Source organism: Psychrobacter sp. AOP7-B1-25 (assembly GCF_052376195.1).
GTDB lineage: Bacteria > Pseudomonadota > Gammaproteobacteria > Pseudomonadales > Moraxellaceae > Psychrobacter.
This window is the reverse complement of the sequence record NZ_JBQSVK010000003.1, coordinates 91,768-116,107: the sequence shown is the minus strand read 5'-3', so window position 1 is coordinate 116,107 and position 24,340 is coordinate 91,768. Positions and strand designations below refer to the sequence as shown.

Sequence of the window (24,340 nt, the reverse complement as noted above, 5' to 3'; positions counted from 1 at the left end):
ATGGAGATTTCATGTCCCAGCCTTCTACTTCTGATGACCGTTTGTCTCATGCTAATCTGGCAACAGAAGGCGGGCAGCTAGCAGAAGGTAACGTCCAAAAAAAGGCTGAGCAATCGTCTATATTAGCTGATTCGCAGCAACCTGCGATCGTACATCCTAACTTTGATCCCAAACAATTTCCTCTTGATCCTGCTAGACCATTGAGTGATATTCCTGAGCCTGCTCGTCGCCTGAATGGTCAACTGCGCAGGCTTTATGGTAACTCGACTCGATTCTATCAGCCCAAGGAAGACAGCTTATCGAAATGGTCATTGATTGCTTCAGAAGCATTGGCTGAGCATTTATCACTGCTGGGTGCGGCACAGCTTATCGAATTACCTGATAGCTTTTATCAGAATCATAGTGAGCAGCCATTATTACCAGCACTGTCAGATATGACATTATTAGATATGTCAGATATTCAGCAGGCGATTCGTGCTTATCCAAAACTAAACCGTCATGGGTTTTTGCCTACTGATAGTTCTACAGTAGTTGAATCAGCTAGCGACTCAGATAATGACAACAGGGCTGAAAATTCTTCAGCATCTATGCGCGCATTGACTAAACGTTATAATCCTGATGAGCTACTTAACAGTCTGTATGCCGACGATTGGCAAGTGATATTGCAACCGCAGCAGTTTGAGACAGGCGAGGGCAGTTTGGCAACGGATATCATGGCATGTAGTGTGGCTGTCCATGCGCTAAAGCAATGTAGTACCCGTAAGAGTATCAACCATAGTTATAGCGCATCAGAAATCTGTCAGCATGTGCGTAGCTACTTGCTCAGTCAAATCGTTTGTGAGCCGTCGCAGCGTCACGCCTATCGTCAGATTCGTCTATTTGCTGGTCATATCGTTGTTGCCGCTTATCATTTGCGCTGGGAGATACAAGTCCGAGCAGATGGACAGAGTTATTTTAATATCTCGTCGCGTAGTGGTTTGTTGACTCGCTATGCCAATATGCAGGATTATGAGATCAATGGTTGGTCAAGCTGATCAATAATGCGTACAATAATGCAAATTTTTTGCTCCCTCTTTTTGCTGATAGGAATGTCATAATGTCTCATGTAGCACGCCCTCAAGACCCTACGTTTTCATCTCATCAATTTATTCAACTGGCTTTAGATAACCAAGTTCTCAAATTTGGTGAGTTTGTTCTCAAGTCTGGTCGTATCAGTCCATACTTTTTTAATGCAGGCTTGCTTGCGACGGGTGAGATGTTGTCGTTACTAGCACGTGGTTATGCAGATGCCTTAGCTGAACAAATGAATGCGGCAAATAATGGCGATAATGAGCAAGAGCTGGTCATCTTTGGTGCGGCCTATAAAGGTATTCCTTTTGTCGCAGCGACGGCGCAAGCGTTATGGTTGCATCATGGTATTAACGCTAAATGGGGTTATAACCGGAAAGAAGCCAAAACACATGGCGAAGGTGGAAATCTGGTAGGTGCTGACGTAACTGACAAGGCCGTTTGGGTGCTTGATGATGTCATCACAGCAGGTACAGCCATGCGCGAAGTGGTCGAGATTTTAGAGCAAGCAGGCGCAAGCGTTGCTGGTATTATCGTTGCACTCGATCGTAAAGAAAAAGGTCAAAGCGAGCATTCTGCTATCCAAGAGCTTGCTGCAACACTAGAAGTGCCTGTACGTGCATTGGTCGATATCGATGACTTGATCAGTTATTTGGCCGATGAAAATAGCCAATATAAAGATGCGACACAGTTAGCCAAAATGCAACACTACCGTGAGCAGTACGGCGTATAGTTGGGCACTGAGTTCGTTTCATATTAATAATATAACGTAAGTGAGTCTTATCATGAGCCAACAAAAACAAGAAAAATCGCTAAAAATACTCGTTATTATGGATCCTATCGAGCGAGTCAATTATAAAAAAGACACCAGCCTCGCTATGATGTGGGCCGCTCAGGATCGCGGTCATCAGCTTGGTTACTGTCAGATTCATGATTTGTGGTTGAACCGTGGTCAGTTGATGGTTGATACGCAGCCGCTTACAGTGAAGCGTGACCCTGCAGATTTCTATACATTGGGTGATAAAGTAACAGGACCAGTGGGTGACTATGACGTGATCTTGATGCGCAAAGATCCGCCGTTTGATATGCGCTTTATCTATGCTACCTATATGCTTGACCATGCCAAAGCAGCAGGCGTGCTCGTGGTCAATGATCCACAAGCGATTCGAGACTGCAATGAGAAGTTATTTGCAACGTGGTTTAGCGATTATATGAGCCCAACGATTGTAACTAGTAAGCAAGCACATATTCGTAAATTTATTGCTGAACAGCAGGACGTCATCGTCAAGCCACTAGATGGTATGGGCGGCACTGGTATTTTCCGTTTGACTGCTGACAGTCCAAACATTGGGGTGACGTTAGAGATACTGACTGAGCTTGAGACTTTGCCTATCATGGCGCAGCGTTATCTGCCAGAGATTAAAGAGGGCGATAAACGCGTGTTGATCGTCGATGGAGTCGTAGTAGATTATAGTTTGGCCCGTATTCCAACGAAAGGCGAGACCCGTGGTAATCTAGCAGCTGGTGGTAACGGTGTTGCCATGCCATTGACTGATATCGAACGCCAAGTAGCAGAAGTTGTGGCACCAATCGTTAAAGAAAAAGGCCTAATGTTTGTTGGTCTAGACTTGATCGGCGGACGTATCACTGAGATTAACGTCACTAGCCCAACGTGTGTACGTGAGATTGATGATCAATGCGGTACAGATATCGCAACCGACTTTATCATGGCGATTGAGAATAAAGTTAAGGTATAGTCTTATCTATACTAAAAAATCTTTTGACTACGTAAAACCTACATTTTAAGGTATTGTTAGTCACTGATTTCTCTTATCGTTTATTAGCATTACACGGCGCCAAGCCTTGAGCAGTCATGGCTTGGACTTTTGTTGTTTTTACTGCATAAAGTACTGTATATAAGACAATAATTTCCTCTATACTATGCGGGCTTTGGCTAGGTCATTATTTTTTTGATAATTGTCACTGCAGTAGTGAGATAAACCCTTCATATAAATAAAGCAAAGACAGGCAGGCGTTCATGAAAACACCGCATATATTAATGATGGCAGCTGGTACGGGCGGGCATGTTTTTCCAGCGCTTGCAGTGAGCGACGAGCTGACCCAGCGCGGTGCGGTAATTCACTGGTTGGGAACGCCAAACGGTATGGAAAACGGTTTGGTTGAGCCGACAGGTTATCCTTTTCATGCTATTAATATGCAAGGGCTTCGTGGTAAAGGCATTGGTCGACTATTAAAGCTACCTGTCACTCTGCTATCAGCGACGATGGCTGCCGTAAAAGTGATTCGTAGTAATCATATTGATGTGGTCGTTGGGTTCGGTGGTTATGTTACTGCGCCTGGTGGTATCGCTGCGCGCATGACTAATACGCCATTGATTATTCATGAGCAAAATGCTATCGCTGGCATGAGTAACCGCTACCTATCTAAACTGTCGACAAAGACATTACAAGCATTTGAAAATACCTTTGCTAATAGTCAGCAAGATGCCAAGCTTGAGACAGTGGGCAATCCTGTGCGTAATGCCATCGCTGGTGTCGCAGAGCCAACGTCACGCTACGATGTAAATGATAGCTCACCGCTTAAACTGTTGGTAGTCGGTGGTTCACTTGGCGCTCAGGTATTGAATGATACAGTACCAAAAGCATTAGCATTACTAGATCAGCCATTTGAAGTGCTTCACCAGTGTGGACGCAATAACGAAACAGCCACGCAAGCGGCTTATAGCGAACAAGATCTAAACAACCATCAGTTTACTGTACAGCCGTTTATTGATGATATGGCTGCAGCTTATAACTGGGCAGATATTATCGTTTGCCGCGCAGGTGCATTGACAGTGACTGAAATCCAAAACGTTGGGATTGCTGCTATTTTTGTACCGTTACCGCATGCAGTGGATGATCATCAGACGGCTAATGGGCGCACGCTGACCTCCCATGATGCTGCAATTTTGTTACCGCAGTCAGAGCTAACTGCCAAGAGCCTAAGTGACGAGCTTGGCATACTCAACCGAGAGAAGTGCTTAACAATGGCGAAGAAAGGCCATGCATTGGCCAACCGCAGTGCGAGTAAGCAAGTTGCTGACATCATTTGGCAAGCGCTATAGTCTGTAATCTATACCCCTTATTTGAATTTACTAAATTTTATTGACCTTTAATAAAGAGAGACCCTTATGCCTACCTCTGCGAAAGCTCTACCTAAGCGTTTGATTGAAATACCAGAGATGCGCCGTATTCAGCATTTGCATTTCATCGGTATTGGTGGCTCAGGCATGTGCGGTATCGCTGAGGTGATGAATAATCAAGGTTATCAGGTCAGTGGCTCTGACATCGCAGAAAGCTTAGTGACCAAACGGTTACAGCAAATTGGTATTGAGATATCGATTGGCCATGACTCCAAAAACATCGCCAACGCTGATGTTATCGTTGTCTCATCAGCGATTGACCGTAGCAACCCTGAGGTAAAAGCAGCGCTTGAAGCTCGATTGCCAGTAGTACGCCGTGCCGATATGCTTGGTGAACTAATGCGCTATCGTCATGGTATTGCGGTTGCTGGCGCACATGGTAAAACGACGACGACCAGTTTGCTTACTACGATGATGGCAGAAGGGCAGCTAGACCCTACCTATGTTATCGGTGGTAAATTAAATGCATCAGGCAAAAATGCAGCATTAGGTAGCAGTCGTTTCTTGGTTGCAGAAGCTGATGAGTCTGATGCATCATTCTTATCATTACATCCTATGGCGGCGATTGTGACTAACATCGACCAAGACCATATGGAAACCTACGAAAATAGTTTTGATAAATTAAAAGCCGCTTATATTCAGTTTCTACAAAACATGCCATTTTACGGTTTGGCAGTGGTCTGCGGTGATGACCCTGAACTATATGCAATGATTGATGATATCGGTCGTCCAGTATTGACCTTTGGTTTTGAGCCGTTCAATGATGTACAAGCTGTTGATTTAGAGACTGAAGGTACCAAAACTCATTTCACAGTATTACGCCGTGACCGTGAACCATTGCGCCTGACGTTGAATATTCCTGGTACGCATAACGTCTATAACGCTCTGGCTGCTATTACTATGGCGACTGATGAAGGCGTTGACGATGCAGCAATTGAGCGTGCTTTGCAGAAGTTTGAAGGCGTGGGGCGTCGTTTTGAGCAGCATGCTTCTGTTGATATCGATGATGGCAATGTTTTATTGATTGATGATTATGGTCATCATCCAAAAGAAGTCGATGCGACCATTAAAGCCGCTCGTCAAAGCTTCCCCGATCGTCGTTTAGTGATGCTATTTCAGCCGCATCGTTATAGCCGTACTCGTGATTGCTACGATGATTTTGTGGAAGTACTATCGAGTGTTGATGAGCTATTATTATTAGATGTTTATTCAGCAGGCGAGAATCCGATTACGGGTGCTGATACCAAGTCATTAGCGCGCAGTATTCGTTTACGTGGTGAAGTTGAACCAACTATCGTTGATAAAGACAATCTAGCCCCTGTTATGCAGCGTTTGTTGAAAGCCAATGATATGCTGATCACCCAAGGTGCTGGTAATATTGGGCAGATTGCTATCGATTTGGCCGCCAATAACCTTTATATTAAGTAAGCCAAAATTTAGGAACAAACCTCATGACAACTGATAATAAAGACAACAGTAGCACTCAAAATTCTGCTATCAATAATACATCTTTAGACGCGACAACTAACGAAAAAGACGCTAGTCAGTTTGGTAAAGTAGCGGTTGTTTATGGTGGTAGTAGCAATGAGCGCAGCGTGTCTTTGGACAGTGGTGCGGCAGTATTGCAAGCACTCCAAAACCAAGGTGTTGATGCGACTCACTTTGATCCAAAGCATCAGGATATTACTGAGCTACGCGCATATGATCGTGTGTTTAATGTATTGCATGGTCGCGGCGGCGAAGATGGTCTGCTACAAGGCGTATTACAGTGGTTTGAGATACCGCAGACAGGTTCAGGCATTCTAGCTTCTGCGCTTGGTATGGACAAAGTACGTACCAAGCAGCTATGGCATGGTTGCGGTCTATCTACTGCACCATTTTCATTATTGACGGCTGATACTGACTGGCAGCAAGTGGTCAATATGTTAGGTCTACCACTTATCATTAAGCCAGTTCACGAAGGTTCAAGTATTGGTATGACCAAGGTTCATCATCTTGATGAGCTGCCTGCTGCTTATGCAACTGCAGTGCAATGTGGTGATGAGGTAATGGCTGAGCGTTGGATCACAGGTCGTGAGTTTACGATCGTTATCATCGACGACGAAGCTTATCCTGTTATTCGCCTCGAACCAGCTGATATCACTAACTTCTATGATTTTGAAGCCAAATATAATCGTAATGATACCAGTTACTATATCCCATGTGGATTGAGCACTGCTGATGAAAAGCATTTGCAAGATTTGAGTCTTGCGGCGTTTCGTGCAGTAGATGCAAAAGGGTGGGGGCGTGTCGATGCCATGCAAGACGAAGCGGGCAATTTTTGGTTGCTCGAAATCAATACCGTACCAGGTATGACCAGTCATAGTTTGGTTCCAATGGCGGCCAAAGCTCGGGGACTAGATTTTGACGCCCTATGTTGGCATATTTTGGCACAGACTTTATAGTCGCCATTTCAATCAAATTAAGCAAAAGATGATGTCTTTTTGTATCACTAGAGCTGCTATACCACAGCCTCATGTAAACTTGTGTAAATTCACTACCACTAGTTAGTGTTTGACTATTGTTTAACCATAAAATACGTTAATATTGTAAAAATAGGCATGTTTTGGCGATATTCATGTTTTTTGGTGGATACAGCTGTTAACTTATTCATAATTTAAGAAAAATGTTACGTTTAAATGAGCGTAATAACTGTAGGTAAGCTGTATTTTTAATAAAATTTGATAATATATCGACTTAATAAGCTTCTGCCAAGAATACGCAGATTTATATCAATAAATAGCATGATCAGTTTTATGCAAATATAGGGACAAAGGTCGTTATGGCTCAAACTGTCAACGAGGTAACTGACTTGATGAGTGATAAAGACGGTCGCCCAAAATCTAAGCTCCAAATACCAGCAACGGTAAAGTATCTATTTATGGTACTGGTCTTAGGTTTGTTAGTGCTAATATTAATGATGGGCGGCAAAGCTTTACGTGATGCACCGCCAGCAAATATTTATGTTAGTAATCAAGGTCTGTCTGTTGCCCAATATCGCTCATTACAAGAAGTAATGGAACAACAGCAAGTAAGCAGTTTTTTCACCTCTGATTTGCAGGCATTGCGAGACATCACGATGGGTTTAGCTTGGGTAGACCAAGTAAGTATTTCTCGTGATTGGCAACGTGGTATTGTTATCAATGCATTGCCCAAACAAGCGGTTGCTAATTTTGGTACAGAACGTTTGGTTGATGCAAAAGGTGCTGTGTTTGTTCCTGCTGATAGTATAGATTTGACGCAAGAGCAGTTTGCGACCTTACAGGGCGAGATATCTCAAGCACCGGTTATTATGCAACAGATGCAGCAAGTTAATGATTGGTATACACCACTTGGTATGCAGGTCGAAGATATCATTCTATCACCAAGAATGACTTGGCTGATTCGCTTTGACAATGGTCTGCGTGTGATTGTAGACAATGAGAACACAGCACAAAAATTACTTAATTTAAGCCAGCTGCTTGGCAATCAATTAAGTACGCGCCGAGATGAAATGCAGTCTGTAGATTTACGATATAAAAATGGTTTTACCATTGCTTGGAATACGACGCAAAGTGATGAATCAGAATAGCCTAAGTAAGAATAATGATGATAGATAATCGATAGCTGGGCTAAAACGGTTTATTTAGTTTAAATAAGATATGTACAACATCATAGCGTATTAGTGACGCTTTTTTTAATGATTTAATAGAAGAGCATCACTTGCTCTTCTGTTTAGCGATAATTTGTCTGGTACCATGAAAAATAATGAAAATCTGGTTGTTGTCCATCTAAGTGCCACGGCAGTATATGTCGTAATAGGCAATGTTGTCTCTGCAAAAGACATTCGTATTTTGGGCGTAGGACAAGTTAAAAACAGCGATTTTTATCAGGGTCAGATAAAACACCGTGAACGTCTGCAAGGTGCTATAAAACAAGCCATTCAAGAAGCAGAAGATACGGCTAACTGCCGTGTGCATAGTGTTTGGTTAACACTTGCAACACCTGAGTTATCTAGCAAAAATAGTGCTGGAGAAGTCAAGGTAGAAGACGAAGTTGTACGTGCTAAAGACATGGTACAAGCATTGGCCAATGCAAAGTCGCGCGATTTATCATCTGACAATTACTTGATGCATTGTTGTCAGCAAGGTATCTATGTCGATGAGCAAGACTTTATGGTGGATGATGTCATCGAGATGATGGCACACAATATTACTGTGATGTACCACATGATGATGATGCCTGTTGCCAGCCGTCAGAATATCCAGAAACTATTACAAAGTTGTGACGTTGGCATTGATCATATTGTTTTTGATGCTGTAACTAGTGCTGAGTATAGTTTAATGACTGAGGAACGCCAGCAAGGTGTTTGCTTGGTAGACATTGGTGCCAGTACGACCAGTATTTGTGTGTATAAAGAAAATAAATTGATTTTTACACATTGTATCGCGACAGGTAGTCATGAAGTAACGATGGATATTTCAGCTGATTTTGGTATTTCCATGATTGAGGCTGAAAAACTGAAGAAATCTCATGGTACAGCTGATGTCAATAGCGTCGATCCAAGTGCATTCTTTTTGTTCAAACCTCAAGGATCGGGTGACGAAATTAACATCGGCGTTTATAATTTGGCACGTATTATCGAAGCTCGTTATGTTCAGATATTTACTGAAGTAGCACGTCAGTTACATGAAGCAGGGTTGATAGGCTATATCGATAAAGGGATTGTGTTGACTGGTGGCGGTAGTACTATTAAAGGTATGATACCCTTTGCCAAAAAGCTACTAAAAATGCCTGTCGTATTGACCAACACCCATCCTGCTATCAGTGCTTATAATCATTTTGATAATGACGAGTCCTTTAAGCTACTCAATAGCCAAGTTAACGACCGTGCTTATCAGACAGCTTTTGGTACGTTGCTATATAGTCAGAGCGAGCAATTCCGCCGCAGCGAAAAAAGTGAACCTGAAGCCATTCAAAATAATCGAGTATCAGGCGTATTTCGAAGTGCGGGTCAACGTTTTGCGAATGTTTTAAAGAAAATATTATAGACTTGTTTAACAGAGCATCCATACGCTAGAGAATGCCTCTAAATTGGTTAAGCAAAAAATAAAGTAACATTGCGAATGAACTAGTTTTAAAAATAACGTACTGAATGGTAATGACATATTATTGTCTACACTGAATGATTTTAGCCATACCCTGTTTTATTTAAATACATTTATATATAGTATGTCGATAGCGCGCCACATGAGTGCGTTACTATGCTTCGACTTATACGCTATCTGCAACTGGAGAATCTTTTTTATGTCAAAATACACCATGCCAGATGATAATCAGCTTCAAAATAATGGCCAAGCAAGCTTCACTGTATTCGGTGTTGGTGGCGGCGGCGGTAATGCAGTTGAACATATGGTACAACAAGGCATCAGGGGTGTAACGTTCGTTTGTGCCAATACCGATAAACAAGCGCTAGATCGTCTTACTGCACCGCATAAACTGCAACTGGGTGCAAAAACGAATCGCGGTCTAGGGGCAGGGGCAAATCCAGAAGTTGGTCGTGAAGCAGCAGAAAGCGAAGAAGAAGCGATTCGCGCATTGCTTGATCACTCAGATATGGTGTTTATCACTGCTGGTATGGGTGGCGGTACGGGTACTGGTGCAGCACCAGTTGTTGCTCGTATTGCAAAAGAAATGGAAGTACTGACAGTTGCTGTTGTAACGACGCCATTTAAATTCGAAGGTGGTAAGCGTATCAAAGCTGCTAAAGCAGGTATCGAGCAGCTAACTAACTTTGTCGATTCGATCATCACGATTCCAAATGATAAGTTGATGAGTGTATACGGCAATATCTCTATGCAAGATGCCTTTAAAAAAGCGGATGATGTACTGTTGCATGCCGTTCAAGGTATTGCTGAAACCATCGCTAGCGAGGGTATGATTAATATTGACTTTAACGATATCCGTACTGCAATGACTGCTAAAGGTCATGCGATGATGGGTATTGGTCGTGCTAGCGGTGATGATCGTGCGCGCCAAGCAACTGAAAAAGCCATTAGATCACCATTGCTTGACGATTTGCGTTTAGAGAACGCAAAAGGTCTACTGGTTAATGTGATCTCTTCAGAGTCATTATCACTAGATGAGATGAGCAAAATCAGTGCAATAGTAGAAGAAATTACTGATATTGATGACGCTCACATTTTCTACGGTTCTGTTATCGATGAAAAAATGGGCGATGACTTACATGTGACAGTCATTGCAACTGGTCTAACGTTGGACGAAAACGCAGGTCAAGAGCCAGAAGTAGCAGAGCAGGCAGTGCCTTCTGTTAATAGCACGCAACCTGTCGATCCTAACGTACATACCAGCGCTTTAAACAGTCAAAAGCAGTCACAAGCTCAGCAGTACCAAGATAGCGTTGTACGTCCTAGCGCAAGGGCACCTCAGGAGCAACCTAAGACTAAAACAAACAGTATCCAAGACTATTTGAAACGTCAACAAAATAAATAGTATTTTTGGCTCATTGTAAGTGAGAAAAAGCCAGCGTTTGTACGCTGGCTTTTTTGTGTTTAAAGAAAGTTAGATCGTTTTCGATAAAAAAATTGTGACTACCTTCCATATAGTTTGAGGATTTATGACTGTTGAACTTGGTATAAGGCTTACTGATTTATGGCATTAGGAAGGTCATGCAAAGTAAGAATTAACTACAGAGTATTGACGATAAGTGTTATCAATCAAGGAGATAAGGAAATTAACGCTTTTTATATATAGCGAATGAGGGGTAGGTAATGGTACACTATGTCAATTGTAACAAAATATGTGAGAAGACAACCATGAACCAAAGAACCATAAAAACAGCAATTGCCGTTACGGGTACTGGTCTACATAGTGGTCAGCCTGTTGACTTGGAGTTCCATCCACAGCCGATTGACACTGGTATTGTTTTCGAGCGCTCAGACATAAAGGGTAGTCAACCAATCCCAGCGAGTGCGTTTTTAGTACAAGATACTATGATGTCATCGAACTTAGTATTTGGTGGTACGCGGGTAGGAACGGTCGAGCATTTGCTTAGTGCCATCGCCGGTCTAGGTGTAGACAACCTATTGATTCGGGTCTCTGCCTCAGAGATACCGATCATGGATGGTAGTGCTGCGCCTTTTGTTGCGCTTTTACTTGACGCAGGATTTTGTGAGCAAGAAGCAGCTAAAAAATTCATTAAAATTATACGTCCAGTACGAGTAAAACTGGAAGATAAATGGGCGGAGCTGCGTCCTTATGATGGCTATGAATTAAATTTCGAAATTGATTTCAATCATCCTGCTTTTGATAAAAACTTTCAACATGCACAATTGAAGTTCTCTACACAGAACTTCATCGAGCAGTTGAGCACTGCTCGTACTTTTGGATTTTTACGTGATATAGAAGCGCTACGTCAAAACAACCTAGCATTGGGCGGTAGTATGGAAAACGCTATTGTTATTGATGATGACAATATACTCAATGTAGAAGGCTTACGTTTTAATGATGAGTTTGTCCGTCACAAAATCTTAGATGCCTTAGGAGACTTGCATCTGATTGGCTACCCAATTTTAGGTCGTTTTAATGCCTATAAGTCTGGTCATGCTCTAAATAATTTATTAGTACGTGAAATACTATCTGACGAAGATAACTTTGAAATTGTAACTTTTGATGACAATGTAATCTGTCCTATCGAGTATTTATCGCTTAGTAATTTAGCTATCGAAGGATAAATACAGGAATATACACGAATTATCGAAACATTTACGCAATATTACATAGTTAGGCTATAATTACATTTATATAATATTTTATATTCTGGATATATTACCTATATTGTTTTATGTTTTTATCGTTAAGGCACATAGTACAAAAGCTGTAGATATTTTTTAAATCCTTCGTTAGTTGTATCTATATTATGGATATAACTAACGAAGGATTTTTTTTGGCTGATACATTACAAAAAACCATTTATATCAATGCCATTATCTGTTCTTATTTACATAACTTTACACTTAGCAGTAGGTGTTTTTTAGTTATTCACTAGGCGTAAAAGGGCTTTTTTGAGGTTTTCGTCAGTGGTGACATGCTCTGCAGCCTGTGATATAGTCCGTTTTGTGTTTTGGCTAAGCGCCTGATTTTCATTGGCTTTACGAGAGTTTGGCAATTGTAGCGATGCTACTGACGATGGCTTAGATAGATAATTATCAGCAGAGCTTTTAGCCACAACGACGCGAATTTGCTTGAGTTGTTTAAATGTAATTGACTGTTCTGTTAGTATTTGCAAATACGAGCTATGTAAATAGCGAATATGATTTGCTGCTGTCATTGAGCTAACACTTAATATCAATTGCTCAGATGTTAAGCCGACAACCCAACAGGTATTGAGGATCTCTTCAGGTAGACAGTCTACCAATAGCTCTTTTATCTCGTTGGTTGCTTTTATATATAGCCGCATGTTGTTAGCAAGGGTCTGAGGTAGCGCACTACCAGCAAATGCTTGATGATCTATCAGCTGGGCAAGCCGATTAGGTTGTTTTTTTGACATCGTAAGTACTCATCTAATGGGTGACAAACTCGATACTCATAACAGACATGCCAAAAGCAACATATAGCAAATGGCTTATAAGATAGTTGACTAGGTGGAAGGTGCTACTGGCACTAGTCACTATTTGAAAAAAATGAACCGTTGTAATAGGGATTTTATCACGTCTATTTGACGATTATATCCTCTAAATTAATTGATGCTTCGTTACGGATGACGAGCAGACTTGTATTAACAATAGGTAGTAAATTTATGAAACAAGCTTTATTAATTTTGTCAGTATTGGGGATGGGTATTGCACAGACGAGTGGTGCTGCCGAGACAACCTTTCAACCAAATAATACCTTGAGTCATACCATCACAAATATTTCTACTACTGCGAACTATGGTTCCAGCCGTAATATCTATAGCACTAATAATGGTGCACATGTATTTAGTAATGATGAAATCAGTCAGGCCATCGATAATTTGAGTGCTCATGCTAAGCAAAAAGAAAATCAGCTAGCTTCACTGACTAGTCGTTTGTCTTATGAGCAGCGCCAACAGCAAGCTAGCCGTGTACCTGACCGTAACTCTGCTCCTGCTATTGCAGCAGCAAATGCGTCTCGTGTAGCGCTATCTAGAAGCTCTGGTTACTGTGCTCGCTATGTACGTAAAGCATTGCAGTCAGCTGGCTACGAATTTACGCCTAATCCGTCCGCTTATCAGTATGCTTCTCGTGGTACGCTAGCCAAAGCTGGCTTCACTAAGATTAGCAACGACATGGAACCACAAGTTGGCGACGTTGTAGTCTATAACCGTACTTCAGGCCGTCCACATGGTCATATCCAGATTTTTGATGGTAACGACTGGGTATCTGATTTCCGTCAAAATAGCATTAGCCCATATAGCGGTACGTACAGCTATACAACATGGCGTGATTCGAAATATGTTGATGATGCATCAGACCGTGGTATCTACCTTGCAATGGCTGATAAATAAGTATCAATTAAACACAGTTAAAGTTTTCTCCAAGCTCAGTAATGCTCTTTATGACATTGCTGGGTTTTTTTTGTGCTTAAAATGTGATGTCTAAGTGAGTACAGCTCATGTAACCGAACTAAAGCTCAAAATTTGGCCAATAGTCGCGATTGTGAAAGTCAGGCGGGGAGGCATGGTTGGTGGCGAAGTATAAATCAGTTTCGCCAAACCATAAGATGACACAAGGATGTATTTGTTCGAGCATTATGTTTGCACAGGCGTATTGTTGATTCGGTAGTTGAGTTATAGGCAGGCTAAAGCTGCGCTCATAACGAAAGGCTGACTGTACTACCGTTGGAGTGCTAGATAAAAGGCCTTCTACTGATACGGCTGCCAAATCCTTAAGGTTACTCCAATGAATAGATGCGCGTGTGGTTCCATCAGTCTCGTACAATGGTACTGGCGGTAGTGCCGCAGGGTTGCGATAGCTTTCAAATTGATACAGAGCATAACGTCCATCAGGGCTAGCGTTAACTTCTACATAAGAGGGTGAATGTCGGAATGGTATGTTGTGAGGCATCGTTTGGTGAGTTGTTACGATATCTTCGTCATTAACCTTGCTATCATTCAGCTTACTGCCAGCAATAAAAAATTCAAGGCAGGTTTCTTCCCATAGATAATCAGTGAAATTTACTTGGGCTTGCTGCCATATTGGCCAATTTAATTGATTGGCTAGAGTTTGGCTAGGCAGAATCACTCGATAGGTCAGTACTAGCCGAAAAGCTGGTTGTTGGATAATCTTTGCACTTACTTCGATAGAGATACTCTCTAGCTCTTCTATAGACACATTTAGTTGTTGAGCATTTTTCGCTAGCGTCTCGGTGGCTATATGGAGGTTAAAAGATTGGTTCATTATTAATAAGTCTCGATGGTATTAATAAAAAGTAAGAGTCAGAAGAGAAGTTGTACTGAGTAAGTGCTCTTATATTATTCTAGAAGTATAACTGAGAGCATCAGACAATATAAAAGCCGCGAGCAGGATGCGTCGCGGCTTCTGTATTTCATTATCATTTAGCTATGAGATAAGTGAATATAAAACTCAAACACTTAAGTCTAGTCGGTCATGAAATATTACTGCGCGTGGCGTGCTAGGTTAGACAGCTTTGGGTTAGCATTTGGGTTTTTGCGTAGCAACAATGCCATACGACCAATAGAGTGAACCAAAGATGCATTAGCCGCTTTGGCGAGTTCAGCGCCAACGATGTCACGCTCTTCTTTCGTGCCAGCAGGTAGCTTCACTTTGATAAGCTCATGATCTGACAGCGCACGATCGATTTCTTCAGTAATAGTTGGGGTAATGCCTTTGTTGCCGATCATAACGATAGGCTTTAGCTCGTGACCGATGCCTTTTAGACGTTTGATAGTAGCGTTATCGAGTTGCATATAATTCCTAAGTGTTGGTAAAAATAAAAATGGTACTGTCAAAAACAGTTATTGATCATTATAGATAATCTGTGACCATCTTGCATGAGATCAGCAGGATTTTGCACGATTTTACGTGACGAAAATGTTAAACTGAATGTTTGGTACATTATAAACGCTACTGCCTTATAAAACAGTTATTTAACCAATAGAATTTGATCAGTTTGTGACCACTAATGAATCAAAAACTTATTTGACACCGTATTTAGAATAATTCGCATATTGATTAATATCAGTATGTAAGTGATAGAGTAATCAAAGCAGCTAGATCTAGTAAAGCAATAGGAGCAGGTATTTTGGCCACGCGTATCGAAAACAAAAAACTATCAAAGAGCAGCAGTGCTTGGATGAAGGAGCATATTGACGATCATTATGTGCAAAAAGCTCAAAAAGATGGCTATCGTGCTCGTGCTGCTTATAAATTATTGGAGATTAACGAAAAAACCAATTTGATTAAAAAGGGCATGACGGTCGTAGATCTAGGTAGTGCGCCTGGTAGTTGGTCACAAGTCGCTGGTCGATTGGTAGGTGATGATGGTATTTTAATTGCCTCTGATATTTTGGCCATGGATAACTTGCCTGATGTTACCTTTATTCAGGGTGATTTTCGTGAAGCTGAAGTTTTTGACGCCATTATGGCAGAAGTAGGGAATAGGCAAGTCGACGTAGTACTGTCTGACATGGCACCCAATACCGCTGGAAATAGTGCAATTGATCAGCCGCGTATGATGTACCTGTGCGAGCTGGCAGTGGACTTCGCACTCGCAACCTTACCAGAAGGTGGCGCACTTATTATGAAAGTGTTTCAAGGTCAGGGTACACAAGAATTACGCAAGCAGATGCAGCAGGATTTTAGTAAAATTCGTAGTATAAAGCCAGGTGCGTCACGACCACGGTCAAAAGAGATGTTTTGGATAGCGATTAAATAGTTTTAACATCAATAAGTTGCTGCTCTTGTAAGCGAGATGATAAACCGCCATAAAGTGTTTTTATCGAGATATAAGCGCTGTGACAGAAGTTAAATGAATAATCGTGAAACTTGCTTGAATTATACGGGTTAACACCACATATCATGGTATATTACCTTTGTTTTTAGCATATGTTTTAGGCAAAGTCGTCTGATAATAAGCGTTTTACAAGCTCAATGATCGTATATCTATGTTTATCTCATACTGATTATTTATAAAAACAATTTTTAGGCTATCTATAAATCATATAAGTTTAATTTAGCAGTTTTTTAGTACCGGGATATTCGTTAAAAATGAGCAATACGTTTATAGACGTCACGTGTTTAATAAACACACCAATAAGTAAGGGATGGGAATAACTAGTGAGCGACATGGTAAAAAATACCTTATTGTGGCTGGTGGTAATCGGCGTTTTGGTGCTGGTGTTTAGCGGCTTTGATCAATCTTCTGAGCCGGATAACCTTAACTACTCTGAGTTTGTGACTGCAGTGTCAGAAAACCAAGTAGCCAGTGTCGAGATCGACGGCGAGCAGATCACCGGCGAAAAGATAAATGGTTCATCTTTTGAGACCATTAGACCAGCTGTGTCAGATGACCAGCTCATGCCAATGCTACGTGAGAACCAAGTCGAAGTTCAAGGAACTGCACCAAAGCGCCAAAGCGTATTGATGCAATTACTGATAGCCAGCTTCCCAATTTTACTGATTATTGGTCTGTTCTTATTCTTTATGCGTAATATGCAGGGCGGTGCTGGTGGTAAAGGCGGTGGCCCGATGAGCTTTGGTAAATCAAAAGCAAAAATGCTTACCGAAGATCAAATCAATGTTAACTTTGAAGACGTGGCAGGTTGTGAAGAAGCCAAAGAAGAAGTGGTTGAAGTGGTTGATTTTCTACGTGATCCAGATAAATTTACCAAACTTGGAGCAACGATTCCTCGTGGTATTTTGATGGTAGGTCCTCCAGGTACTGGTAAAACACTACTTGCAAGAGCTATCGCTGGTGAAGCTAAAGTACCGTTTTTCTCAATTTCAGGTTCTGATTTTGTTGAGATGTTTGTCGGTGTTGGTGCATCACGTGTCCGCGATATGTTCGAGCAAGCAAAGAAAAGCGCTCCTTGTATTATCTTTATTGATGAGATTGATGCAGTCGGTCGTCATCGTGGCTCCGGTATGGGCGGCGGTAATGATGAGCGCGAACAAACACTGAACCAGTTGTTGGTTGAGATGGATGGTTTTGAAGGTAATGAGGGCGTCATTGTCATTGCTGCAACCAACCGTGCTGACGTACTCGATAAAGCACTATTACGTCCAGGTCGTTTTGATCGTCAAGTACAAGTCGGTTTGCCAGATATTAAAGGCCGTGAGCAAATTCTAAAAGTCCATTTGAAGAAATTGCCAAATACGATTAGTGTGGATGCAAGTTCTCTTGCTCGTGGTACACCTGGATTTAGTGGTGCACAGCTTGCCAACCTTGTAAACGAAGCAGCATTATTTGCAGCACGTCGTAACAAGACCAGTGTCGATATGAATGATTTTGAAGACGCAAAAGACAAGCTATACATGGGTCCTGAGCGTAAGTCTATGGTAATACGCGAAGAAGAACGCCGTGCGACTGCCTATCATGAAGCAGGTCATGCTTTAGTAGCGGAGTTGCTACCAGGTACTGATCCGGTGCATAAAGTTACCATTATGCCTCGTGGTTTTGCCCTAGGTGTTACGTGGCAGCTGCCAGAGCATGATCAAACCAGTATGTATAAATCAAAAATGTTGAGCGATCTAGCCATTCTATTCGGTGGTCGTATTGCTGAAGAAGTCTTTATCAATCAAATGTCAACGGGTGCTTCAAACGATTTTGAGCGCGCTACCAAAATGGCACGTGCAATGGTCACGAAGTACGGCATGTCTGATGCACTTGGCATCATGGTATATGAAGATGATGATAGCTCACAAGGATACTTCGGCGGTGGAGGTCGTACGATCTCTGAAGCCACGCAGCAAAAAGTTGATGAGGAAGTACGCCGCATGCTAGAAGAGCAGTACGATATCGCTCGTGAGTTGATTGAAGGCAATCAAGACAAAATGCACGCTATGGTTGATGCATTAATGAAATGGGAAACCATTGACCGTGATCAACTGCAAGATATCTTAGCAGGTGAAGACCCACGTCCGCCTAAGGTCTATAGCCACAACGAAGTGAACTTGTCAAAGAATGATATTAAAACGACAGGTCCAACACCGCCACCACTACCGGCAATGTAAATGCTAGTGTATTCATGTTTAATAAAAAGCCCTTTATGATAAAGGGCTTTTTTCTTATTAACACTGTATGAATGGTTTAGAACCCTATAAGATTTACTGGTATTATAAGTATGAAGAACAATAACTAAAACCGTATTATACTTTTTACTGCTGATGGATTATTCATGTCACTATTCCAACCTTTGCCTAATTATCAAGTAACGAGCCGTGATAAGATTTTGGATTTATCGCAGCCACATATTATGGGTATTCTTAATGTCACACCGGATTCGTTTTCAGATGGGGGGCAGTTTAACGGAGTAGAGACCGCTGTTGTTCACTGTCAGAAGATGATAAATGAAGGTGCTACTATTATCGATATCGGTGGTGAATCTACCCGTCCAAATGCAAATGTCGTCGGTACTTCTGAAGAAATAAATCGCGTTGTGCCAGTGGTCCGAGCCATTCGTCAGCATTGTAATGACAGTATTTGGTTGTCTATTGATACTAGTAGCCCTGAAGTGATGCAAGCAGCTTTTGATGAAGGTGCCGACATATGGAATGACGTGCGTGCTCTTAAACGTGAAGGTGCAGCAGAGTTAGCTGCAGAGCTCGATGTTCCTATTATGCTAATGCATATACGCGGTGAACCAACGACGATGAATCGTTTGGCGCAATATGAGGATGTGGTAGATGATGTCAGTACCGAGCTATTATCTCGTATTGACGAGGTCACTAGTATCGGTGTTAAGCGCGAAAAGCTGATTATCGACCCAGGTTTTGGTTTTGCTAAAGACTATGAGCATCACTGCGCATTATTAAGCCAATTGAGCCGCCTACAGACGCTTGACCTACCGATGATGTTTGGTATTTCACGTAAGCGGTTTTTAGCAGAAGTGTTGACCAAAAGTGAGGTTCAAGCTGTGAATACAACACAAGCGGTAGAACGTGATCCGGCAGGGACTGCTGCTGGACTATTTGCCTTACAGCAAGGAGCAAGTATTATTCGTACGCATAATGTGGCGATGATGCAGCAGGCAGTGGCATTATGGAGTCAACTGTCAGCATACCGTTGTTAAGCTTATTCTACATGTTCAAACGAATAGTAAGATTTTAAGACTATCAATATTCTATACACTATGCCTGATATTTATTTCTAAGCTATCTTAACTAATAAAACTATTTAAGTTAATAAGAGTAAACCTATGACTAGTACAACTCAGCCAGAACCAACCAATGAGCAGCGCCGTATTATTTATCAAGCTCGCCGTGGTTTAAAGGAACTAGACTTTTATATCGACCCTTATGTTAAAGAGCTGTATTTGACAGCCGATCCTACTGAGCAAGAAACATTTGCTCAAATGCTCACTCATGAAGACCCTGACTTGTTGGACTATTTTACTAATCAAAATCGTCCAGAAGACGATGACATCTGGGCATTGGTCAATAAGATAAAAACATGGCGCCATACCAAAGACCTGGTTTAGGTTTTAAGAAAAGGCACAGTAGTTATTAATATCTCCTATAGTATGCTGACATGACATCTGTAACCTCCTTACACATTGATACAGCTATTAAGCCTGCCAGTTATGTACGCGGGCTACTATATATAGGTTTGATCGGCATCATGATGATATTGGCATGGCTGGCTTCTTTGGCTTTATGGCAATATTTGCTGGTCTTAATAGTCTCAGCAGCAGTCGCAAGCTACCTCATTATATCGAGACCGATACTATTGCATATCAGTCAGCCACGGCTTAGCCAGCGTGTCGATAAACAATGGCAATTGTTGATACGAACGGGTCGAGGTGATGAATTATGGCAAGCAGAATTAGTCGCTATACATTGCTATCAGTGGGCGACGAGTATTGAGTTCAATATCATTGAGCCCTACCAAAAAACGTTTTCCACAACTATATTTCGCGATCAAGTAAATCATGAGCAATGGCGACAGTTAAATATCCTAGCCAATATCAGTAAGAGTTCATCCTAGATAATTAGTCGTCTATTGGTTTTAAATTTTTCGTGCAAGATGAAAAAGCTCAACATGTCATAACAAAACAGCTATCTCAAAAAATAAATAGGTTTGTTATATTAAAAAGTGAAAAAAAACGCATAGATTTGCCATTATGTTATTAAGAGTCATGTAGGTAGATGCGACATTTTTGTAGATTAAAGCATTATTTTTGTAGTAAACCACATAATAACAAGAGGAATAGATAATGAGCTTATTAGGGAGTTTAGTGAGCCAAGTAGCGCGTAGTGCAATGAATCCAGACGATGCTCAGCGCAATCCAGTCAATCAGCGTACGGAGACACGCCAAACAGGGAGCCTTGGTGATATTTTAGGCAGTGTACTGGGCGGTGGTCAGGCAGGTGGTTATAGCACTCAGCAGCATAATCGTCAGTCAGATAACGGTTTTGGTTTAGATGACATTATTGGTGGTCTCGCGGGCGGTAGTCAGCGCAGTGGTGTGAATGCAGGTAGTGGTGGTCTGGGTGATATTTTAGGAAGTGTATTAGGGGGTCAACAAACCAGTAGTGGGTTTGGTGGTAAAGGTATGCTCGTTGCTGCGTTAATGCCCATGGTACTCAGTTGGATTAAGCGTAATGGCGGTCTAAGTGGAGCATTATCAAAAATCACTGGTATGGGCTATGAAGGTCAGGCACGTTCTTGGATGAGCAACAACGAAACAAATGATAATCTAGATCCGAATGAGATTAACCGATTGTTTGACGAAAGTGAAATCCAGCAAGTAGCCGCTCATACTGGCGCTAACGAAACCGAGGTAAAACAAGGGCTCGCTGAGCTATTACCTGAGGTAATGAACCAATTAACTCCTAATGGTAATCTTGATAATGAAGCTGAAGCTAATGAAGAAATTGATCAAATCATTAGTCAGTTATCTAACCGTCTGGGTAGTTTTAAGTAGCTTTTTATAAAAAAGCTACTATTTACAGAATTAGATGTTTCGATGAAAATACAACAAAGGATAGCCCGTCAATAGATGGGCTATTTTTTTTGCAGCTTATACATGGTTATTATATTTAACAAATTTCTTGTTATCTATTTGTCTGCTAATCTAAATGTATATGTTAAAAAAAGTAAACAGTGATATAAGGGTTCTATAAGTCCTATAAAATGGATAGAACTAGCATTTAATTTGTGGTTGTAGTTTTAGCGTCTCAACAGTATTGAACGAAAGGTACATTCCTCTAATCGCCTAAGGATCTTATAAGGATTATTACTTATGCCATTTAAGCCTATTCAAGCAGCTGTTGCTATTTTAGTTGGTTTGGTCATTTGGTTTGTCATCCCAGTGCCGACGGGTGTCACACCAGAAGCGTGGCATATGTTGGCATTATTTATTGCGACTATTGTTGCCATCATAGGTAAAGTATTGCCTATTGGTGCCATTGCTATTATTGCTGTCACTTTAGTGGCACTGACCGGTGTCACGAATGATAATCCAAAGCAAGCCATTAGCGATGCGTTATCAAGTTATTCAAGTCCTCTGATTTGGCTAATTGGTATCGCGGTTATGATATCACGTGGGCTGATAAAAACAGGCTTGGGTCGACGTATTGCTTACTATTTTATTTCTATTTTTGGTAAAAAAACCATTGGCGTGGCTTACTCCTTGGCAGCAGCTGAACTGATGGTCGCACCCATCACACCGTCTAATACGGCACGTGGTGGTGGTATTATTCACCCCATTATGAAGTCCATTGCGCAAAGCTTTCATTCGACACCTGAAGAAGGCACTCAAAATAAAATTGGTCGCTATTTAGCAATGGTAAATTACCACGCGAATCCTATTACTTCCGGGATGTTTATCACGGCGACTGCCCCCAATCCTTTAGTCGTAGAGCTAGTGAATAAAGCAACGGGTGGCGATATTCAGCTATCATGGACAACGTGGGCAGTAGCGATGTTCATACCTGGGATGCTTTGTCTGATCGTCATGCCATTAGTTATCTACTTGATTTATCCCCCTGATGTCAAAGCAACACCTGATGCCAAAAATTTCGCAAAAGATAATCTGACAGAGATGGGGCAAGTCAGCACCCATGAGAAGATAATGCTCGGTGTATTTGGTCTTATGTTGGTATTATGGGCCAATATTCCTGCACTGATTTTGGGTGAGCAATACAGTGTTGATGCCACGACAACTGCCTTCATTGGCTTGACGACATTGATATTGACTGGCGTACTGACTTGGGATGACATTCTTAAAGAGAAATCTGCATGGGATACTATTGTTTGGTTTGGTGCACTGATTATGATGGCCGCTTATCTAAATAAGCTTGGCTTGATTAGCTGGTTTGCAGGTAACATTGAGTCTCTCATTGGAACAACTGGGGTAGGCTGGATAGGTGCAGCGACGATGTTGACCTTAGTTTACTTATACATACATTACTTTTTTGCTAGTACTACCGCCCACATTACCGCACTATTTGCAGCATTCTATGCGGTTGGTTTGACACTAGGGGCACCGCCAATGCTGTATGCATTAATCTTGGCTGCAGCAGGTAATATCATGATGACGTTAACCCATTATGCGACTGGCACAGCACCTGTAATTTTCAACTCTGGTTATGTGACGTTGAAAGAGTGGTGGGGTATTGGTGCGATTATGAGCGTGGTTAATTTGGTGATTTGGATAGGTGCTGGTTTAATTTGGTGGAAAGTGCTTGGCTATTATTAATAGAGTATTTAAGTCTATTATTTTACCCAGTTAGCCTTTAGATGAGTGTTAGCTAAAAACGCTCATCTAAAGACTCTAGCGTATAATTGAGTGCGGCAAAGCAGATGTCGGTATTAAACCCTCTATACTGTAAAAACCGTAGCTGCTTAGCTTTTTCCTTTTGCTCAACTGGTATCTCATCACCATATTTTTTGGTACGTGCTATCACCGCCAGTTTTAGCCAATCTACACCATCGACTAGGTTGTCTGCATCATCATCTACAAACTCACTGAATTCATCAGATTCTGCGTTTGCCATATCGATTAGCTCATCAATGTTGCCAGGCATAACAATCTTCTTACGATAAAATTCTTGTTTGATACGGCCACGTCCACGGCCTTTACGGATATTCTCACGTATTAGCATTAGAGTAGTGCGGTAATCACTTTGATAGCCTTTTTCTTCAAACTCATCGAGTAGAGTATCAATTTTCTCTGGATCTTGTTCTTTATCGATCAGCTTTTGCTTTAGTTCAGCCTTGCCGTATTCACGGCGTGATAAGTAATAAAATGCGAGCCAACGCAACCGACTTTCTGCTTTGATCGCATCGACTTCTGCTTGTTTCTGCTCAGGAGTTCGTAAGTAGGCTTTGAGCGCGGCTGGTATATTATCGTTTTGGCTATCTGTTTCACTATCATCAATAGCAAAAAAATCAGCTTTATTTTCTGAGTTTTTGGATAGTGGCTTAGGGTTATTACTAGTATCAGCTGTCAAACCGTTATCAACGTCATGCTTGACTTCTGCTAGCATCTCTTTGATGGTTTGCGCTTCAGGTGGCTGATAAGTAGGGGCATCACTAGGCTCAGCGGTAAAATTAGCCGCTGCATGAAAACGCTTTTTACGTTTTTTAGTTTTAGAATTTTTTTTAGATTTAGGAGAGGGGTCTTCAAAAAACGCGGTATCGATAGTAGCGTCATTCGTGATTGAATCATCTTTACTTGAACGGATAGTCCGTGTACTAGATTTCCCTAGTTTTTTAAACTCATTCGTACGAGCATTTTTGGACAGTTTTTTTGGTTTGCTATCAATAGAACTAGCTGAGTCGGCACCCGACTCAGCTAAAATTTCAGCTAAGGTTTTAATTTTCATA

At 41.6% G+C, this 24,340-nt stretch carries 22 protein-coding genes; 18 read left to right on the top strand and 4 right to left on the bottom strand.

Translation table 11 applies throughout. The features are described 5' to 3' along the window. Positions 1-11: 11 nt before the first annotated feature. The 10 genes from ACT3QR_RS04530 (at position 12) to lpxC (ending at position 12,042) form a co-directional block, all read left to right on the top strand. A complete protein-coding gene (locus ACT3QR_RS04530; protein WP_444520199.1) occupies positions 12-1,034 on the top strand; it encodes a hypothetical protein in 1,023 nt (340 codons plus the stop codon). Positions 1,035-1,096: 62 nt separating this feature from the next. Then, complete coding sequence (pyrE, locus tag ACT3QR_RS04525) at positions 1,097-1,801, top strand: orotate phosphoribosyltransferase (RefSeq protein WP_444520198.1); 705 nt, start codon at positions 1,097-1,099, stop codon at positions 1,799-1,801. A gap of 52 nt (positions 1,802-1,853) precedes the next feature. Then, positions 1,854-2,825, top strand: coding sequence for a glutathione synthase (gene gshB / locus ACT3QR_RS04520; RefSeq protein WP_444520197.1), 972 nt, complete (start codon positions 1,854-1,856; stop codon positions 2,823-2,825). Between the two features lie 281 nt (positions 2,826-3,106). Continuing rightward, entirely contained in the window at positions 3,107-4,192 is a 1,086-nt protein-coding gene (gene murG, locus ACT3QR_RS04515; protein ID WP_444520196.1) for an undecaprenyldiphospho-muramoylpentapeptide beta-N-acetylglucosaminyltransferase, read from the top strand. Positions 4,193-4,258: 66 nt separating this feature from the next. Continuing rightward, positions 4,259-5,698 (top strand): UDP-N-acetylmuramate--L-alanine ligase, encoded by a 1,440-nt coding sequence (murC, locus tag ACT3QR_RS04510; RefSeq protein WP_444520195.1) that lies wholly within the window; start codon positions 4,259-4,261, stop codon positions 5,696-5,698. Positions 5,699-5,721: 23 nt separating this feature from the next. Beyond that, positions 5,722-6,714, top strand: a complete 993-nt coding sequence (locus ACT3QR_RS04505) for a D-alanine--D-alanine ligase (RefSeq protein WP_444520194.1) — start codon at positions 5,722-5,724, stop codon at positions 6,712-6,714. Between the two features lie 377 nt (positions 6,715-7,091). Beyond that, the gene (locus ACT3QR_RS04500; protein WP_444520193.1) at positions 7,092-7,880 is read left to right on the top strand and encodes a cell division protein FtsQ/DivIB; all 789 of its coding nucleotides are present in this window, start codon (positions 7,092-7,094) and stop codon (positions 7,878-7,880) included. 166 nt (positions 7,881-8,046) lie between these two features. Then, positions 8,047-9,339 (top strand): cell division protein FtsA, encoded by a 1,293-nt coding sequence (gene ftsA, locus ACT3QR_RS04495; RefSeq protein WP_444520192.1) that lies wholly within the window; start codon positions 8,047-8,049, stop codon positions 9,337-9,339. Positions 9,340-9,595: 256 nt separating this feature from the next. Next, positions 9,596-10,801: a cell division protein FtsZ gene (gene ftsZ / locus ACT3QR_RS04490; RefSeq protein ID WP_444520191.1), complete on the top strand. Its 1,206-nt coding sequence runs from the start codon at positions 9,596-9,598 to the stop codon at positions 10,799-10,801. Between the two features lie 323 nt (positions 10,802-11,124). Further along, complete coding sequence (lpxC, locus tag ACT3QR_RS04485; RefSeq protein ID WP_444520190.1) at positions 11,125-12,042, top strand: UDP-3-O-acyl-N-acetylglucosamine deacetylase; 918 nt, start codon at positions 11,125-11,127, stop codon at positions 12,040-12,042. 299 nt (positions 12,043-12,341) lie between these two features. Here lpxC and ACT3QR_RS04480 read toward each other — a convergent pair whose 3' ends face one another. Then, positions 12,342-12,857 (bottom strand): hypothetical protein, encoded by a 516-nt coding sequence (locus ACT3QR_RS04480; protein ID WP_444520189.1) that lies wholly within the window; start codon positions 12,855-12,857, stop codon positions 12,342-12,344. Between the two features lie 249 nt (positions 12,858-13,106). Here ACT3QR_RS04480 and ACT3QR_RS04475 point away from each other — a divergent pair, with 249 nt between their 5' ends. Then, the gene (locus ACT3QR_RS04475) at positions 13,107-13,835 is read left to right on the top strand and encodes a CHAP domain-containing protein (RefSeq protein WP_444520188.1); all 729 of its coding nucleotides are present in this window, start codon (positions 13,107-13,109) and stop codon (positions 13,833-13,835) included. Between the two features lie 118 nt (positions 13,836-13,953). Here ACT3QR_RS04475 and ACT3QR_RS04470 read toward each other — a convergent pair whose 3' ends face one another. Both ACT3QR_RS04470 and ACT3QR_RS04465 read right to left on the bottom strand, forming a co-directional pair. Then, the gene (locus ACT3QR_RS04470; RefSeq protein WP_444520187.1) at positions 13,954-14,727 is read right to left on the bottom strand and encodes a hypothetical protein; all 774 of its coding nucleotides are present in this window, start codon (positions 14,725-14,727) and stop codon (positions 13,954-13,956) included. Positions 14,728-14,945: 218 nt separating this feature from the next. Continuing rightward, positions 14,946-15,257: a YhbY family RNA-binding protein gene (locus ACT3QR_RS04465; protein WP_444520186.1), complete on the bottom strand. Its 312-nt coding sequence runs from the start codon at positions 15,255-15,257 to the stop codon at positions 14,946-14,948. A 335-nt stretch (positions 15,258-15,592) separates the two neighbouring features. Between ACT3QR_RS04465 and ACT3QR_RS04460 the strand changes: the two genes are divergently transcribed. The 7 genes from ACT3QR_RS04460 (at position 15,593) to ACT3QR_RS04430 (ending at position 23,210) form a co-directional block, all read left to right on the top strand. Then, the gene (locus ACT3QR_RS04460; protein WP_444520185.1) at positions 15,593-16,225 is read left to right on the top strand and encodes an RlmE family RNA methyltransferase; all 633 of its coding nucleotides are present in this window, start codon (positions 15,593-15,595) and stop codon (positions 16,223-16,225) included. A gap of 401 nt (positions 16,226-16,626) precedes the next feature. Then, positions 16,627-18,522 carry an ATP-dependent zinc metalloprotease FtsH gene (ftsH, locus tag ACT3QR_RS04455; RefSeq protein ID WP_444520184.1) on the top strand — a complete coding sequence of 632 codons (1,896 nt, stop codon included), beginning with the start codon at positions 16,627-16,629 and terminating at the stop codon, positions 18,520-18,522. Positions 18,523-18,686: 164 nt separating this feature from the next. Further along, positions 18,687-19,580, top strand: a complete 894-nt coding sequence (folP, locus tag ACT3QR_RS04450; RefSeq protein ID WP_444520183.1) for a dihydropteroate synthase — start codon at positions 18,687-18,689, stop codon at positions 19,578-19,580. 126 nt (positions 19,581-19,706) lie between these two features. After that, positions 19,707-19,988, top strand: coding sequence for an FAD assembly factor SdhE (locus ACT3QR_RS04445; protein ID WP_444520182.1), 282 nt, complete (start codon positions 19,707-19,709; stop codon positions 19,986-19,988). Between the two features lie 50 nt (positions 19,989-20,038). Continuing rightward, positions 20,039-20,494 (top strand): hypothetical protein, encoded by a 456-nt coding sequence (locus tag ACT3QR_RS04440; RefSeq protein ID WP_444520181.1) that lies wholly within the window; start codon positions 20,039-20,041, stop codon positions 20,492-20,494. 229 nt (positions 20,495-20,723) lie between these two features. Next, on the top strand, positions 20,724-21,434 hold the full coding sequence (locus tag ACT3QR_RS04435; protein WP_444520180.1) for a YidB family protein: 711 nt from the start codon (positions 20,724-20,726) through the stop codon (positions 21,432-21,434). Between the two features lie 318 nt (positions 21,435-21,752). Then, positions 21,753-23,210: an anion permease gene (locus ACT3QR_RS04430; protein WP_444520179.1), complete on the top strand. Its 1,458-nt coding sequence runs from the start codon at positions 21,753-21,755 to the stop codon at positions 23,208-23,210. Between the two features lie 52 nt (positions 23,211-23,262). Here the strand turns inward: ACT3QR_RS04430 and ACT3QR_RS04425 are convergent, their stop codons facing one another. Continuing rightward, positions 23,263-24,339 carry a regulatory protein RecX gene (locus ACT3QR_RS04425; RefSeq protein WP_444520178.1) on the bottom strand — a complete coding sequence of 359 codons (1,077 nt, stop codon included), beginning with the start codon at positions 24,337-24,339 and terminating at the stop codon, positions 23,263-23,265. Position 24,340: the final 1 nt, after the last annotated feature.

What these genes read in the sequence shown, in the direction of transcription:
- ACT3QR_RS04475 (WP_444520188.1), top strand. Translation starts at nt 13,107, where the DNA reads ATGAAACAAGCTTTATTAATTTTGTCAGTATTGGGGATGGGTATTGCA.
- ACT3QR_RS04445 (WP_444520182.1), top strand. Translation starts at nt 19,707, where the DNA reads ATGACTAGTACAACTCAGCCAGAACCAACCAATGAGCAGCGCCGTATT.
- ACT3QR_RS04480 (WP_444520189.1), bottom strand. Translation starts at nt 12,857, where the DNA reads ATGTCAAAAAAACAACCTAATCGGCTTGCCCAGCTGATAGATCATCAA.
- gshB (WP_444520197.1), top strand. Translation starts at nt 1,854, where the DNA reads ATGAGCCAACAAAAACAAGAAAAATCGCTAAAAATACTCGTTATTATG.
- ACT3QR_RS04425 (WP_444520178.1), bottom strand. Translation starts at nt 24,339, where the DNA reads ATGAAAATTAAAACCTTAGCTGAAATTTTAGCTGAGTCGGGTGCCGAC.
- lpxC (WP_444520190.1), top strand. Translation starts at nt 11,125, where the DNA reads ATGAACCAAAGAACCATAAAAACAGCAATTGCCGTTACGGGTACTGGT.
- ACT3QR_RS04435 (WP_444520180.1), top strand. Translation starts at nt 20,724, where the DNA reads ATGAGCTTATTAGGGAGTTTAGTGAGCCAAGTAGCGCGTAGTGCAATG.
- pyrE (WP_444520198.1), top strand. Translation starts at nt 1,097, where the DNA reads ATGTCTCATGTAGCACGCCCTCAAGACCCTACGTTTTCATCTCATCAA.
- murC (WP_444520195.1), top strand. Translation starts at nt 4,259, where the DNA reads ATGCCTACCTCTGCGAAAGCTCTACCTAAGCGTTTGATTGAAATACCA.
- ACT3QR_RS04500 (WP_444520193.1), top strand. Translation starts at nt 7,092, where the DNA reads ATGGCTCAAACTGTCAACGAGGTAACTGACTTGATGAGTGATAAAGAC.
- folP (WP_444520183.1), top strand. Translation starts at nt 18,687, where the DNA reads ATGTCACTATTCCAACCTTTGCCTAATTATCAAGTAACGAGCCGTGAT.
- ACT3QR_RS04530 (WP_444520199.1), top strand. Translation starts at nt 12, where the DNA reads ATGTCCCAGCCTTCTACTTCTGATGACCGTTTGTCTCATGCTAATCTG.
- ACT3QR_RS04440 (WP_444520181.1), top strand. Translation starts at nt 20,039, where the DNA reads ATGACATCTGTAACCTCCTTACACATTGATACAGCTATTAAGCCTGCC.
- ftsZ (WP_444520191.1), top strand. Translation starts at nt 9,596, where the DNA reads ATGTCAAAATACACCATGCCAGATGATAATCAGCTTCAAAATAATGGC.
- ACT3QR_RS04470 (WP_444520187.1), bottom strand. Translation starts at nt 14,727, where the DNA reads ATGAACCAATCTTTTAACCTCCATATAGCCACCGAGACGCTAGCGAAA.
- ACT3QR_RS04505 (WP_444520194.1), top strand. Translation starts at nt 5,722, where the DNA reads ATGACAACTGATAATAAAGACAACAGTAGCACTCAAAATTCTGCTATC.
- ACT3QR_RS04430 (WP_444520179.1), top strand. Translation starts at nt 21,753, where the DNA reads ATGCCATTTAAGCCTATTCAAGCAGCTGTTGCTATTTTAGTTGGTTTG.
- murG (WP_444520196.1), top strand. Translation starts at nt 3,107, where the DNA reads ATGAAAACACCGCATATATTAATGATGGCAGCTGGTACGGGCGGGCAT.
- ftsA (WP_444520192.1), top strand. Translation starts at nt 8,047, where the DNA reads ATGAAAAATAATGAAAATCTGGTTGTTGTCCATCTAAGTGCCACGGCA.
- ACT3QR_RS04465 (WP_444520186.1), bottom strand. Translation starts at nt 15,257, where the DNA reads ATGCAACTCGATAACGCTACTATCAAACGTCTAAAAGGCATCGGTCAC.